Source organism: Streptomyces monashensis (assembly GCF_001866665.1).
GTDB lineage: Bacteria > Actinomycetota > Actinomycetes > Streptomycetales > Streptomycetaceae > Streptomyces > Streptomyces monashensis.
Window position 1 is genome coordinate 1 of sequence record NZ_MLYO01000018.1, and the last position, 14,211, is coordinate 14,211.

At 70.9% G+C, this 14,211-nt stretch carries 11 protein-coding genes; 6 read left to right on the forward strand and 5 right to left on the reverse strand.

From position 1 onward, the window contains the following. The 3 genes from BIV23_RS10130 to BIV23_RS10140 all read left to right on the forward strand — a co-directional run. Nucleotides 1-653, forward strand: a 653-nt coding sequence (locus tag BIV23_RS10130) for a VWA domain-containing protein (RefSeq protein WP_143079067.1), incomplete at its 5' end; no start/stop codon positions are given. A gap of 154 nt (nt 654-807) precedes the next feature. Further along, a complete protein-coding gene (gene metG, locus BIV23_RS10135) occupies nt 808-2,520 on the forward strand; it encodes a methionine--tRNA ligase (protein ID WP_071380469.1) in 1,713 nt (570 codons plus the stop codon). Between the two features lie 214 nt (nt 2,521-2,734). Continuing rightward, on the forward strand, nt 2,735-3,445 hold the full coding sequence (locus tag BIV23_RS10140; protein ID WP_071380470.1) for a nucleotidyl transferase AbiEii/AbiGii toxin family protein: 711 nt from the start codon (nt 2,735-2,737) through the stop codon (nt 3,443-3,445). A 63-nt stretch (nt 3,446-3,508) separates the two neighbouring features. On the opposite strand, the gene aspS is transcribed toward BIV23_RS10140, so the two are convergent. Next, nucleotides 3,509-5,272 carry an aspartate--tRNA ligase gene (gene aspS / locus BIV23_RS10145; protein WP_071380471.1) on the reverse strand — a complete coding sequence of 588 codons (1,764 nt, stop codon included), beginning with the start codon at nt 5,270-5,272 and terminating at the stop codon, nt 3,509-3,511. 201 nt (nt 5,273-5,473) lie between these two features. Here aspS and BIV23_RS10150 point away from each other — a divergent pair, with 201 nt between their 5' ends. Further along, nucleotides 5,474-7,672 (forward strand): ATP-binding SpoIIE family protein phosphatase, encoded by a 2,199-nt coding sequence (locus tag BIV23_RS10150; protein WP_071380472.1) that lies wholly within the window; start codon nt 5,474-5,476, stop codon nt 7,670-7,672. Here the strand turns inward: BIV23_RS10150 and BIV23_RS10155 are convergent. From BIV23_RS10155 to BIV23_RS10165, 3 genes are all read right to left on the reverse strand, one after another. After that, complete coding sequence (locus BIV23_RS10155) at nt 7,612-8,688, reverse strand: AI-2E family transporter (RefSeq protein WP_071380473.1); 1,077 nt, start codon at nt 8,686-8,688, stop codon at nt 7,612-7,614. The genes BIV23_RS10150 and BIV23_RS10155 overlap by 61 nt on opposite strands. Nucleotides 8,689-8,744: 56 nt before the next feature. Further along, nucleotides 8,745-9,722 carry a pirin family protein gene (locus BIV23_RS10160; RefSeq protein WP_071380474.1) on the reverse strand — a complete coding sequence of 326 codons (978 nt, stop codon included), beginning with the start codon at nt 9,720-9,722 and terminating at the stop codon, nt 8,745-8,747. 116 nt (nt 9,723-9,838) lie between these two features. Further along, on the reverse strand, nt 9,839-10,324 hold the full coding sequence (locus tag BIV23_RS10165) for an SseB family protein (protein ID WP_071378143.1): 486 nt from the start codon (nt 10,322-10,324) through the stop codon (nt 9,839-9,841). Between the two features lie 196 nt (nt 10,325-10,520). On the opposite strand from BIV23_RS10165, the gene BIV23_RS10170 reads away from it, so the two are divergent. Together BIV23_RS10170 and BIV23_RS10175 are read left to right on the forward strand one after the other, a co-directional pair. Continuing rightward, nucleotides 10,521-12,347, forward strand: coding sequence for an acyl-CoA dehydrogenase (locus BIV23_RS10170; protein ID WP_071380475.1), 1,827 nt, complete (start codon nt 10,521-10,523; stop codon nt 12,345-12,347). 74 nt (nt 12,348-12,421) lie between these two features. Then, nucleotides 12,422-13,723, forward strand: a complete 1,302-nt coding sequence (locus BIV23_RS10175; protein ID WP_071380476.1) for a M18 family aminopeptidase — start codon at nt 12,422-12,424, stop codon at nt 13,721-13,723. 70 nt (nt 13,724-13,793) lie between these two features. On the opposite strand, the gene BIV23_RS10180 is transcribed toward BIV23_RS10175, so the two are convergent. Continuing rightward, nucleotides 13,794-14,189, reverse strand: coding sequence for a cupin domain-containing protein (locus tag BIV23_RS10180; RefSeq protein ID WP_071380477.1), 396 nt, complete (start codon nt 14,187-14,189; stop codon nt 13,794-13,796). Between the last annotated feature and the right edge of the window lie 22 nt (nt 14,190-14,211).

Genomic DNA, 14,211 nt, shown 5'->3' on the forward strand with positions numbered 1-14,211 from the left:
CCCTTCCCCCCTCCCTCGCCACCGCCCACAAGGCCGCCGCGGTCGCCCTCGGCACCGCCGGCCTCACCGGCACCCGAGCCAGGCTCTACCTCGTGCTCGACCGCTCCGCGAGCATGCGCGCGTACTACAAGGACGGCTCCGCCCAGGCCCTCGCCGACCAGGCCCTCGCCCTCGCCGCCCACCTGGAGCCCGAGGAGACCTCGGTCCACGTCGTCTTCTTCTCCACGGAGGTCGACGGCACCACCGACCTCACCCTCGCCCCGGACCACGAGACGAAGATCGACGACGTCCACGCCGGCCTCGGCCGTATGGGCCGGACCAGCTACCACGCCGCCGTGGAAGCCGTACTCGCCCACTACGACCAGCACAACGACGGCAACGACGACCACGGCACGCCCGCCCTCGTCGTCTTCCAGACCGACGGCGCCCCCGACGCCAAGACCCCCGCCACCCAGGCCCTCACCGCGGCCGCCGCCTCCCACCCCGCCGTCTTCTTCTCCTTCGTCGCCTTCGGCGACCACGACAACAAGGCCTTCGACTACCTCCGCAAGCTGAAGACCCCCAACACGTCCTTCTTCCACGCGGGCCCGACCCCCCGCGAGCTGACGGACACCGAGCTGTACGACGGCGTACTGATCGACTGGAAGCCGTAACCGACAGTAGTCACCCCGCCGCCACCGGGCCGCCCCTTCCCTCCAGGTCCCAGCCTGCAAAACGGGAAGCGGGCGGCCCACCCCTGTCGGCTACGATTTCAAGGTTCGAAACCGCAGAAAAAGCAGCAACCGCAGCGACCTGGGAGCAGCCACGATGGCTCGACACCTCATCACCAGCGCCCTTCCGTACATCAACGGGATCAAGCACCTGGGCAACATGGTGGGGTCCATGCTCCCGGCGGACGTGTACTCCCGGTACCTCCGCCAGCGCGGCCACGACGTCCTCTACATCTGCGCGACGGACGAGCACGGCACCCCCGCCGAGCTGGCCGCCAAGGAGCAGGGTCTGCCGGTGGACGTCTTCTGCGCCCAGGCGCACGACGCCCAGAAGGCGGTCTACGACGGCTTCGCGCTCGCGTTCGACTACTTCGGCCGCAGCTCGTCCCCGGAGAACCGCGAGATCACCCAGCACTTCGCCCGCCGGCTGAACGAGAACGGCTTCATCGAGGAGCGTGCGATCCGGCAGGTGTACAGCCCCGCCGACGGCCGCTTCCTGCCCGACCGCTACGTCGAGGGCACCTGCCCCCACTGCGGTTACGACAAGGCCCGCGGCGACCAGTGCGAGAACTGCACCCGCGTGCTGGACCCGACCGACCTGATCAACCCGCGCTCGGCGATCTCGGGCTCGACGGACCTGGAGGTCCGCGAGACCAAGCACCTCTTCCTCCTCCAGTCCAAGCTGGAGAACGAGGTCCGCGAGTGGGTCGCCCAGCACGACAAGGACTGGCCGCAGCTGGCCTCCTCGATCGCCCACAAGTGGCTGACCGAGGGCCTGCACGACCGCGCGATCACCCGTGACCTGGACTGGGGCGTCCCGGTCCCGGCCGACACCTGGCCGGAACTGGCCGCCGAGGGCAAGGTCTTCTACGTCTGGTTCGACGCCCCGATCGAGTACATCGGCGCCACCAAGGAGTGGGCGGACCAGGACCCGGAGAACCGCGACTGGAAGTCCTGGTGGTACCAGGCGGAGGACGTCCGGTACACGGAGTTCATGGCCAAGGACAACGTCCCCTTCCACACGGTGATGTTCCCGGCCACCGAACTCGGCATCCGCGAGCCCTGGAAGATGGTCGACTACGTCAAGGCCTTCAACTGGCTGACGTACTACGGCGGCAAGTTCTCCACGAGCCAGAAGCGCGGTGTCTTCACCGACCAGGCCCTGGAGATCCTGCCCGCCGACTACTGGCGCTACTTCCTGATCGCCAACGCGCCCGAGTCCGACGACTCCTCCTTCACCTGGGAGCACTTCACCGCCACGGTCAACAAGGACCTCGCCGACACCCTCGGCAACTTCGTCAACCGCGTCCTGTCCTTCTCCAGGAAGCGCTTCGGCGACGCGGTCCCGGAGGGCGGCACGCCCGGCGAGGCCGAGACCAGGCTCGGCGAGCAGATCGCCGAGCTCCTCGCCGAGTACGAGGGCCACATGGAGACCCTCCAGTTCCGCAAGGCGGCCGCCGCCCTGCGCGCCCTGTGGTCGGCCGGCAACTCCTACCTGGAGGAGAAGGCCCCCTGGCTGGAGATCAAGACCGACAAGGACGCGGCCGCCCTGACGCTGCGTACGGCGATGAACCTGATCCACCTGTACGCGGTGGTCTCCGAGCCGCTGATCCCGGCCACGGCCACGGCGATGCGCGAGGCGTTCGCCCTGACCGACGACACCGCCGCCTGGGTCACGGCCGAGGAGGCCAAGTCCCTGTCCTCCGTCCCCTCCGGCACCGCCTTCACCGTCCCGCCGGTCCTGTTCGCCAAGCTGACCGACGAGGACCTGGCGGCCTACAAGGAGCGCTTCGGCGGCGCCGAGGGCTGACCGGGCCGTAGCCCGCGACGAAGAGGGCGCCGAGTCCCCGCACTCGGCGCCCTCTCGCGAGCATGCGCCGCTTGCGGAGGGACCGGCGGTGGGAGGGAGCCGCCACGGGGGAGTCCTCCGACGTCGCTGGACTTTCCTTACGCCCCCTCAGCGGCCGCCGCGCCGCGAGGAGTTGCCGTCCTTCACGGGAACTTCTCTGGCAGAGTCCGATGTCGTGAACCACCACGCCCACCTCCCCGAGCCCCACCGCCGGGTGCTCGCCGACGTCGTCAGCGCGGGCGGCCCGTACGGCCTCGTCCTCGCCGGCGGCTACGCCCTGCAGGCGCACGGCCTGCTGCACCGGCCGCACGCGAACCTCGACTTCGCCACGGAGAGCGCCGAGGACCTGCGGACGGTCACCGGTGCCGTGGCCGCCGCGCTGGAGGCACGGGGGCGCCGGGTACGGACCGGGAGCGTCGGCGTGCTCACCGCCCAGCTGACGGTCACCGACCCCGAGAGCGGCGGGCAGTGCGCGCTCGCGCTGCACAAGGAGGTGCTCTGGCAGCCGCCCGAGCTCACCGAGTACGGCCCCGCGCTGTCCCTGGCGGACGCGGTCGGTACGAAGATCCGCGCGCTGTACGACCGGGGCGCGGCCGTCGACCTGGTCGACGCGCGGGCCGCCGCCGCCCGGTTCCCGCTGCCCGGCCTGGAGGAGCTGGGCCGCCGGCACGCCCACGACCCCTTCGACCTGCCCACCCTCCAGTCCCGGCTGACCGGCACGGACTTCTACGCCGACCGGGACTTCCTGCGCTACGGCCTCACCGAGGACGAGGTCGTCGCCCTGCGCGCCTGGGCCCAGCACTGGTCCGACGACATCGCCGAACGGCTGCTGGAGGACGGCGCCTCTCCCGACGAGGACACCGGAGAGGACACCGAGGACGGCTGAGGCCCGGAGCCCCCTCGGGGTTCCGGGCCTCAGCCACACGCACGGTCCACGGCCGCGGTACGGCTACTTCGGCTGCGGCTTCCTGATGTTCAGGTGCAGCTCGCGCAGCCGGGCCTCCTCCAGCTCGGTCGGCGCGCCCATCATCAGGTCCTGGGCGTTGCCGTTGAGCGGGAAGGAGATCGTCTCGCGGATGTTGGGCTCGTCCGCGAGGAGCATGACGATGCGGTCCACGCCGGGGGCGATGCCGCCGTGCGGCGGGGCGCCGAAGCGGAACGCGCGGAGCATGCCGGCGAACTTCTCCTCGACGGTCTCGCGGTCGTAGCCCGCGATCTCGAAGGCCTTCAGCATGATCTCCGGCTCGTGGTTCCGGATCGCGCCGGAGGACAGCTCGACGCCGTTGCAGACGATGTCGTACTGCCAGCCCAGGATGTCCAGCGGGTCCTGGGTCTCCAGGGCCTCCAGGCCGCCCTGCGGCATCGAGAAGGGGTTGTGCGAGAAGTCGATCGCGCCGGTGTCCTCGTCCTTCTCGTACATCGGGAAGTCGACGATCCAGCAGAACCGGAAGACGTTCTCCTCGAAGTGGCCGGCGCGCTTGGCGGCCTCGACGCGGACGGCGCCCATGATCTTGGAGACCTCGTCGAACTCGCCCGCGCCGAAGAAGATCGCGTGGCCGGGGGCGAGCGAGAGGCGCTTGGTCAGTTCGGCGACGTTCTCCTCGGTGAGGAACTTCGCGATCGGGCCGGACAGCGCGCCGTCCTCGCCGACGCGGACCCAGGCCAGGCCCTTGGCGCCGAGGGAGACGGCGAAGTCGCCGAGCTGGTCGAAGAACTTGCGCGGCTGGGCGGAGACGTCCGGCACCGGCAGGGCGCGCACGTGCTTGCCGGCGAACGCCTTGAACTCCGAGCCCTCGAAGACATCGGTGATGTCCACCAGCTCCAGCTTGGCGCGCAGGTCCGGCTTGTCGGAGCCGTACTTCAGCATCGCCTCGCGGAACGGGATCCGCGGGAAGGGGGAGGTGACGTGGCGGCCGTTGCCGAACTCCTCGAACAGCTCGGTCATCAGCTGCTCGATCGGCTGGAAGACGTCCTCCTGCTCGACGAAGCTCATCTCGACGTCGAGCTGGTAGAACTCGCCCGGCGAGCGGTCGGCGCGGGCGTCCTCGTCGCGGAAGCAGGGCGCGATCTGGAAGTAGCGGTCGAAGCCCGAGATCATCAGCAGCTGCTTGAACTGCTGCGGGGCCTGCGGCAGGGCGTAGAACTTGCCGGGGTTCAGGCGGGAGGGGACGACGAAGTCGCGGGCGCCCTCGGGGGAGGTCGCGGACAGGATCGGCGTCGCCATCTCGTTGAAGCCGAGCGCGGTCATCTTGTGGCGGATCGCGGAGATGACCGCCGTACGCAGCATGATGTTGCGGTGCATGCGCTCGCGGCGCAGGTCCAGGAAGCGGTACTCCAGGCGCCGCTCCTCGTTGACCCCGTCCTCGGCGTTGATCGTGAAGGGCAGCGGGGCGGCCGCGCCGAGCAGCTCGACCTCGGCGACCTCGACCTCGATCTCGCCGGTGGGCAGCTCGGGGTTGATGTTCTCGGTTCCACGTGAAACAACGCGGCCGTCGACGCGGACCGTGGACTCCTTGGAGATGGTGTCCAGAGCGTCGTACGCGGGCGTGCCGGGGCGGGCGACCAGCTGCGTGATGCCGTAGTGGTCGCGCAGATCGATGAAGAGGATGCCGCCCAGGTCGCGCCGATTGTGCAGCCAGCCACTCAGCCGGACGTCGGTGTCGACGTCAGAGGCGCGGAGCTGGCCGCAGGTGTGGGACCTGTACCGATGCATCGTCGTTCATCGTCCTTCGCGGATTGAGTTGATGATCGCCGGGGGTGCCGCCCCGAACTGAACCAAGGGTACCGGGCACCCCAAGATCGGCTCTCCACCCTTTTCGCGTCCTCCACTGGAGGATCCTCCGTATACGAGGGCGGACAGGTTCTCCCGTTCCTACGGTGGCACCCTTCGCTCGGATCTTCCTAAAGTGGGGCAATGCGTACAGGCGAGCCGCTTCCGTCCGTCGGGGACGTCCTCGCCGCCCTCGCGACCGGGCTGTGGCACTGGGACACGGCCGCAGGACTGGTCACCGTCGACGCGGAGGCGGCGCGGCTGCTCGGGCTGCCCGCGGAGCCGGCCACCCTCACGGAGGCCCAGACCCGGGCCCGGCTGCACCCGGCCGACTGGAACGAGATCACCGGGGTGGTGCCGCTGGCGGTCGCCGAGGGCACGCTCGCCGAGGTGCGCATCCGGATCATGGACGAGCAGGGGAACGTCCTGCGGGTCGTCCGCAGCCGGTCGAAGCCGTCCTACGACCGCGATCGGCAGGCCTTCGAGCTGATCGGCACCCTCCAGGAGGTCACCGAGCCGACCCCGGGCACACCGGCCGGGCGCAGCGCGGTCACCGGGGACTGGCGCCGCTCGCGCGAGGCGTTCCTGCTGGACGCGGGCCGGGCGCTGGCGGAGGCGCGGTCGACCGAGGAGGTGCTGCGGGTGGCCGGCGGTCTGTCGATGCCGGGCTTCTCCCCGGACGGGCTGGTGGTCTTCGGGGTCCAGGGCGACCGGCTGACGATCACCGGCCAGCACGGGCACGAGCCCGGCGACATGAACCCGTTCTCGGACATGCCGCTGGCCACCGACTACCCGGCGGCCGAGGTCGCCCGCACCGGCCGGGCGGTCTATCTCTCCTCGCCGCAGGAGTACAAGGAGCGCTATCCCGTCACCTGGCCGCTCGCCCAGCCCTTCGGCCGCCGGTCCTGGGCCTTTCTGCCGCTGACGGTCGCCGGGCACACGATGGGCGCCTGGCTGGCCGCCTTCACCTACCCGGTGGCGTTCACACCCGACGAGCGCGCGGTGCTCACCACGGTCGCCCGGATGCTCGCCCAGGCGCTGTCCCGGGCCAGTGCCGTCGAGTCCGAGCGCGAGCTGACGGAGGGTCTGCAGCGCTCCATGCTGCCCTCGCTCGGCCCGGAGATCCCGGGCATGCGGGTGGCCGCCCGGTACATCCCGACCGGCGGCGGACTCCAGGTCGGCGGCGACTGGTACGACATGATCCCGCTGCCCTCGGGCCGCTTCGCGCTGGTCGTCGGAGACGTCCAGGGCCATGACGTACGGGCGGCGGGCCTGATGGGCCAGCTACGCATCGCCCTGCGCGCCTACGCCTCCGAGGGCCACCGCCCGGACGCCGTGCTCTCCCGTGTCTCCCGCTTCCTGCACGGCATCGCCCACGACGGCCACGACACCCGCGACGCCCGCCGTGCCCGTGCCGAGCAGGCCGACCAGTCGGCCGACCTGCGCTTCGCGACCTGCGTCTACATCGAGGTGGACCCGGCGACCGGGATGCTGGAGATCGCCCGCGCCGGGCATCCGCACCCGGCGATCCGGATGGCCGACGGCACGGTGATGATGCGGCCGACGGCGGGTGGGCTGCCGCTCGGCATCGACCCGGACGCCGACTACCCGACGACCCGCTTCGCCCTCGAACCCGGCGAGACGATGATGCTGTGCACCGACGGCCTGCTCGAAACGGGCGGGCACGACATCGACAGCGGCTGGCTGCGGCTGCGCGCGATCCTGGAGGACCACCCGGCGGACGGCCGGCAGGGGGCGGCGGATCTGGAGTCGCTGGCGGACGCGCTGGTGCAGGGCGTGCACGGGCCGTCCTCGCACCACACCACCGGCCCGCTGGCCGACCGCCGCGAGGACGACATCGCGCTGGTGCTGCTGTGCCGGACGCCGGAGCGCACCGCCCGGCCCGCGGTCCGGCGCACCCTGCTGTCGGTGGCGCAGGACGAGCCGGACCGGATCACCGAGGCCCGCCAGCACCTGCGCGAGCTGCTGCACGACTGGGCCTCGCCGGACCAGGTCGACTCGGCGGTGCTGCTCGTCTCGGAGATGGTCACCAACGTCCTCGTGCACACCGACACCGACGCGCTGCTGCTGGCCGAGGTGACCGGCGAACCGGGGGCCCGCCGGCTCCGGGCGCAGGTCACCGACACGGGCGACGACCTGCCCCACCGGCGCCGCCCCGGCGAGCTGGCCTCCTCCGGGCGCGGCCTGATGCTGGTCGAACTCCTCGCCGACGCCTGGGGCGTGGACCCCCGGGGCGAGGGCAAGAGCATCTGGTTCGCGCTCTACGAGTCCGGCGGCCGGTCCGACGGGGCCGGGGAGGCGGCCGCGGAGGGTGCCGCGTAACGCCCGCGCAGCTCCTGCGTCACCCCGAAGACGGCCGCTGTCAGCGGTACGGCGAGCAGCATGCCGAGGATGCCGGCGACGGACGCCCCGGCGGTGATCGCGAGCATCACCACCGCCGGATGCATCTGCACGGTCCGGCTCTGGATGACCGGCTGCAGCACATGCCCCTCCAGCACCTGCACGGCGAGGACGACACCGAGCGCCCACAGCGCGATGACGAAGCCGCGGTCGGCGAGGGCGACCAGGACGGCCACCGCGCCGGAGAGGAAGGCGCCGAGATAGGGGATGTAGGCGCCGACGAAGACGAGCGCGCCGAGCCCGATCGCGCCGGGCACCCGCAGGATCAGCAGGCCGACGGTGATGCAGAGGGCGTCGATGAGCGCGATGAGCGTCGTACCGCGCATGAACCCCTCCACCGCCTCGAAGGCCCGCCGGGCGATGGCCTCCAGGATGTCGGCGGTGCCCCGGGGCGCGATGGCGCGCAGGCCCGCGACGGCCCGGTGGGAGTCGCGCAGGAAGAAGAAGACGAGCAGCAGGGCGAGGACCGCCATGGCGACGCTCTCGGCGGCGACGCTGACCCCGCTGATCACGTTGGAGGCGGCCGTCCCGCCGAACTTGCTCAGCAGCTTGCGGGAGTTGGCGGCCAGGTCGTCCAGCCCGGTCCCGGCGGCCCCGAAGTGCTGGGACACGCTCTTGGCCGCGTTCCGCAGCGAGGAGATGATCTGGTCCCCGGTGTCGATGAGCGCGGCGACGACGACGTAGACGGCCCCGCCGACGACGGCCACGACGGCGACGCAGGTCAGGGCGGCCGCCACGGACGGCTGCACCCGCGCCGCGACGAGCCGGCGGTACAGCGGCCCGAGCAGCGCGGTCCCGAGCAGCGCGAGCAGCACCGGCGTCACGGCCGTACGGAACTCCCCGCACAGCCGCACCCCGACCCAGACCACCCCCGCGACGAGCAGCAGCACGGCGCACCACGCGGCGAGGCGCCGGACGGGGTCGGGGAGCAGATGCACGCGTCCAGCGGATCATCTCCGCCGGACGCGTGCCCTGTTTCCCTGCACCAACCGGGTCAGTCCTGCGGACCCTCGGCGGTCATGCCGTGCACCGCCGGGATCGTCCCCAGCCGGCCCTTCTGGAAGTCCTCGAAGGCCTGCTGGAGCTCGTCGCGGGTGTTCATGACGAACGGGCCGTAGTGGGCCATGGGCTCACGGATCGGCTGTCCGCCGAGGAGGACGACCTCCAGGTCCGGGGTGTGGCCGTCCTGCTTCTCGTCCGCGCGGACGGTCAGCGAGGACCCGGCGCCGAACACCGCGGTCTGGCCCAGGTGGACCGGACGCCGCTCGGCACCGACCGCGCCGCGCCCCGCCAGGACGTACGCCAGGCCGTTGAAGTCCTCGCGCCAGGGCAGGGTGACCTCCGCACCCGGCGCCAGCGTCGCGTGGATCATCGTGATCGGCGTGTGCGTGATCCCGGGGCCCTGGTGGCCGTCCAGCTCGCCCGCGATGACCCGCAGCAGCGCGCCGCCGTCGGGGGAGGTGAGCAGCTGGACCTGGCCGCCGCGGATGTCCTGGTACCGCGGCGCCATCATCTTGTCCTTGGCGGGCAGGTTCACCCACAGCTGGAGGCCGTGGAAGAGGCCGCCGGACACCACGAGGGACTCCGGCGGGGCCTCGATGTGGAGCAGGCCCGAACCGGCGGTCATCCACTGGGTGTCACCGTTGGTGATGGTGCCGCCACCGCCGTGGCTGTCCTGGTGGTCGAAGGTGCCGTCGATGATGTAGGTGACGGTCTCGAAGCCGCGGTGCGGGTGCCAGGGGGTGCCCTTGGGCTCGCCCGGCGCGTACTCCACCTCGCCCATCTGGTCCATCATGATGAACGGGTCGAGGTGGCGGTAGTTGATCCCGGCGAACGCCCGGCGCACCGGGAAGCCCTCACCCTCGAAACCGCTCGGAGCGGTGGTGACGGCCAGCACCGGACGCGCGACGGCGTCGGCGGGTGCGGTCACACGGGGCAGCGTCAACGGGTTCTCGACGGTCACTGCAGGCATGGTCGGTACCTCCTTGTGCGCCCACTTTAGTTGAGCGTTGAACTTTCTGCCACCCCCAACGCGAAGAGCCCGGAGGACATTCCCTCCGGGCTCCCTGGGTCGAGACGGTGCGCGGCTCAGCCGCCGTACATGCGGCGCATCGCGAAGTCCACCATCTGCTCGACGGCCTTCGCGTCGAACACCATGCGGTGCTCGCCCTCCATGTCCAGGACGAAGCCGTAGCCGGTCGGCAGCAGGTCGATCACCTCGGCGCCGGTGATCACGAAGTACTTGGACTCCTTGCCCGCGTACCGGCGCAGCTCCTTCAGCGAGGTGAACATCGGGATCACCGGCTGCTGGGTGTTGTGCAGGGCGAGGAAGCCGGGGGTGTCACCGCGCGGGCAGTACACCTTCGACGTGGCGAAGATCTGCTGGAAGTCCTCGGCGGCCATCTGCCCGGTGGTGAAGGCGCGCACCGCGTCCGCGAGGGAGGGCGGGGACGGCTCCGGGTACAGCGGCGGCTGCTGGCCGTACCCGCCGACACCGCCCTGCATCTGCTGCTGCGCCGAGCCGTACTGCTGCTGAGCAGCACCACCGTCCATAGGCTGGCCGTATCCGTACATGGGCGCAAGCGTACCGAGGCCCGGGGCGGCGCAGGGGCAGAGCGGCGGAACCCCCGCGGACTAGACCCTTCTCACACTGGGGCCGATAGGGGTTGCGTCTTATTACCGACGGGTAGCATCATCGTAGCTACTTGTTGGTTCGTGAACTAGGTGCGAGGAGCCAGTGCCTCGCCGATCCCTCTACGGAGCCGTCACCATGGGGCACTACAAGCCGAATCTCCGCGACATCGAGTTCAACCTCTTCGAAGTACTGGGGCGCGACAAGGTGTACGGCACCGGCCCGTTCGAGGAGATGGACGTCGAGACCGCCAAGAGCGTCCTGGAGGAGCTGACCCGCCTCTCCGAGAACGAGCTGGCCGAGTCCTTCGCCGACGCCGACCGCAACCCGCCGGTCTTCGACCCGGAGACCAACACCGCGCCGGTCCCCGCGTCCTTCAAGAAGAGCTACCAGGCCTTCATGGACTCCGAGTACTGGCGCCTCGGCCTGCCCGAGGAGATCGGCGGCACCACCTCGCCGCGCTCCCTGATCTGGGCCTACGCCGAGCTGGTCCTGGGCGCCAACCCGGCCGTGTGGATGTACTCCTCGGGCCCGGCGTTCGCCGGCATCCTCTTCGAGGAGGGCAACGAGGTCCAGAAGCACATCGCCTCGATCGCCGTGGAGAAGCAGTGGGGCTCCACGATGGTGCTCACCGAGCCCGACGCGGGCTCCGACGTGGGCGCCGGCCGCACCAAGGCCGTCCAGCAGGAGGACGGCTCCTGGCACATCGAGGGCGTGAAGCGCTTCATCACCTCCGGTGAGCACGACATGTCGGAGAACATCCTCCACTACGTCCTCGCCCGCCCCGAGGGCGCCGGCCCCGGCACCAAGGGCCTGTCCCTCTTCCTCGTGCCGAAGTACGAGTTCGACTTCGAGACCGGCGAGCTGGGCGAGCGCAACGGCGTCTACGCCACCAACGTCGAGCACAAGATGGGCCTGAAGGCCTCCAACACCTGCGAGATGACCTTCGGCGACCGGCACCCCGCCAAGGGCTGGCTGATCGGTGACAAGCACGAGGGCATCCGCCAGATGTTCCGCATCATCGAGTTCGCCCGCATGATGGTCGGCACGAAGGCGATCTCCACGCTCTCCACGGGCTACCTGAACGCGCTGGAGTACGCCAAGGAGCGCGTCCAGGGTCCGGACCTGGCGCAGTTCATGGACAAGGCCGCGCCCAAGGTCACCATCACCCACCACCCCGACGTGCGCCGCTCGCTGATGACGCAGAAGGCGTACGCCGAGGGCATGCGCGCCCTCGTGCTCTACACCGCCTCCGTCCAGGACACGATCCAGGTCAAGGAGGCGAACGGCGAGGACGCCGCCGCCGAGCACGCGCTGAACGACCTGCTCCTGCCGATCGTCAAGGGCTACGGCTCCGAGAAGGCCTACGAGCAGCTCGCCCAGTCGCTGCAGACCTTCGGCGGCTCCGGCTTCCTCCAGGAGTACCCGATCGAGCAGTACATCCGGGACTCCAAGATCGACACCCTCTACGAGGGCACCACGGCGATCCAGGGCCAGGACTTCTTCTTCCGGAAGATCGTCCGCAACCAGGGCGCCGCGCTGAACGCCCTCGCCGAGGACATCAAGAAGTTCCTGGCGCTCGGCACCGGCGGCGAGGAGCTGTCCGGCGCCCGTGAGCAGCTCGCCAAGGCGGCCGTCGAGCTGGAGGCCATCGTCGGCCTGATGCTGACCGACCTCGCGGCCACCGAGCAGGACACCAAGAACATCTACAAGGTGGGCCTGAACACCACCCGCCTGCTGCTGGCCTCCGGCGACGTCGTCATCGGCTACCTGCTCCTCAAGGGCGCCGCGATCGCCGCCGAGAAGCTGGCCACCGCCTCGGCGAAGGACCAGGCCTTCTACACCGGCAAGATCGCCGCGGCGAAGTTCTTCGCCGCGAACGTCCTGCCCGGCGTCACCCTCGCCCGCAAGGTCGCCGCGGGCGTCGAGCTGGACCTGATGGAGCTGGACGAGGCCGCGTTCTGATCCCGTGGGTCCGTCGCGCGGGCCCGCTTCCCTTCCGGGGGGAGCGGGCCCGCGCCCGTCGTTAAGGTGAACCCATGAGCGCACCCGCTGCCCGCTTCGACCGCGGCCACACCGACGACCTGATGTCCTTCCTGGCGGCCGGACCGTCGCCGTACCACGCGGTCGCGACCACCGCGGCGCGGCTGGAGAAGGCCGGCTTCCGGCAGGTCGCGGAGACGGACGCGTGGGACGGCACCAGCGGTGGCAGGTACGTGCTGCGCGGCGGCGCGATCGTCGCCTGGTACGTCCCCGGGGGCGCCGAGCCGCACACCCCGTTCCACATCGTCGGCGCGCACACCGACTCCCCGAACCTGCGCGTCAAGCCGCAGCCGGACAGCGGTGCGCACGGCTGGCGCCAGGTCGCCGTCGAGATCTACGGCGGCCCGCTGATGAACTCCTGGCTGGACCGCGACCTGGGCCTGGCCGGCCGGCTGACCCTGCGCGACGGCTCCTCGGTCCTGGTGAACGTGGACCGCCCGCTGCTGCGCGTGCCCCAGCTGGCGATCCACCTGGACCGCGCGGTGTCCACGGAGGGCCTCAAGCTCGACAAGCAGCGCCACCTGCAGCCGGTGTGGGGCCTCGGCAACGACGTGCGCGAGGGCGACCTCATCTCCTTCCTGGAGCAGGAGGCCGGGATCACGGCCGGCTCGGTGGCCGGCTGGGACCTGATGGTCCACCCGGTGGAGCCGCCGGCCTACCTCGGCCGGGACCGGGAGCTGGTCGCCGGACCGCGCATGGACAACCTGTTCTCCGTGCACGCGGCCACGGCAGCCCTGACCGCCGTCGCCACCTCCGGCGCCGCCCTCACCCGCATCCCGGTGCTCGCCGCCTTCGACCACGAGGAGAACGGCTCCCAGTCGGACACCGGCGCGGACGGCCCGCTGCTCGGCTCGGTCCTCGAGCGCTCGGTCTTCGCCCGCGGCGGTTCGTACGAGGACCGCGCCCGCGCCTTCGCCGGCACGGTCTGTCTGTCCTCCGACACGGGCCACGCCGTCCACCCCAACTACGCCGAGCGCCACGACCCCACCCACCACCCCCGGGTCAACGGCGGCCCCATCCTCAAGGTCAACGTCAACAACCGCTACGCCACGGACGGTTCGGGCCGCGCGGTCTTCGCCGCGGCCTGCGAGAAGGCGAACGTCCCCTTCCAGACCTTCGTCTCCAACAACTCCATGCCCTGCGGCACCACGATCGGCCCGATCACCGCGGCCCGCCATGGCATCCGCACGGTCGACATCGGCGCGGCGATCCTGTCGATGCACAGCGCCCGCGAACTCTGCGGCGCCGACGACCCGTTCCTCCTGGCGAACGCGCTGACGGCGTTCCTGGAGGGCTAGTCGGCGACCTGGAGGGCCGGGACGCCGGGACGTGGGGCTCCGCGCCCGCCGCCGGCACGGCGAGCACCGGTCAGGTCAGGGTGTGGCCCGTGGTGACGTCCACGTGGTCCGGCACCTCCTCGTGCCGGTCGCCGACCGTGAGCGTGCCGGTCGGCTCGAAGAGGAGGACCTCGGCGCGCCGGGGCGCGGACGGCCTGTGCTCGGTGCCACGCGGGACGGTGAACACCGATCCCCTGGTCAGGATGACCGTGCGCGCACCGGCCGGCTCGCGCAGCCCCAGGTGCACCTCGCCCTCCACGACCAGGAAGAACTCGTCGGTGTCCTCGTGCACGTGCCAGACGTGCTCGGCCTCGAACTTTGCGATGCGGACGTCGTAGTCGTTGACGGCGGCGACGATACGGGGACTCCAGCACTCGTCGAAGGAGGCGAAGGCCTTGTCCAGGGAGATGGGTTCCATGGGTTGCATGGGTTCATCGTGCGGGTGGCCT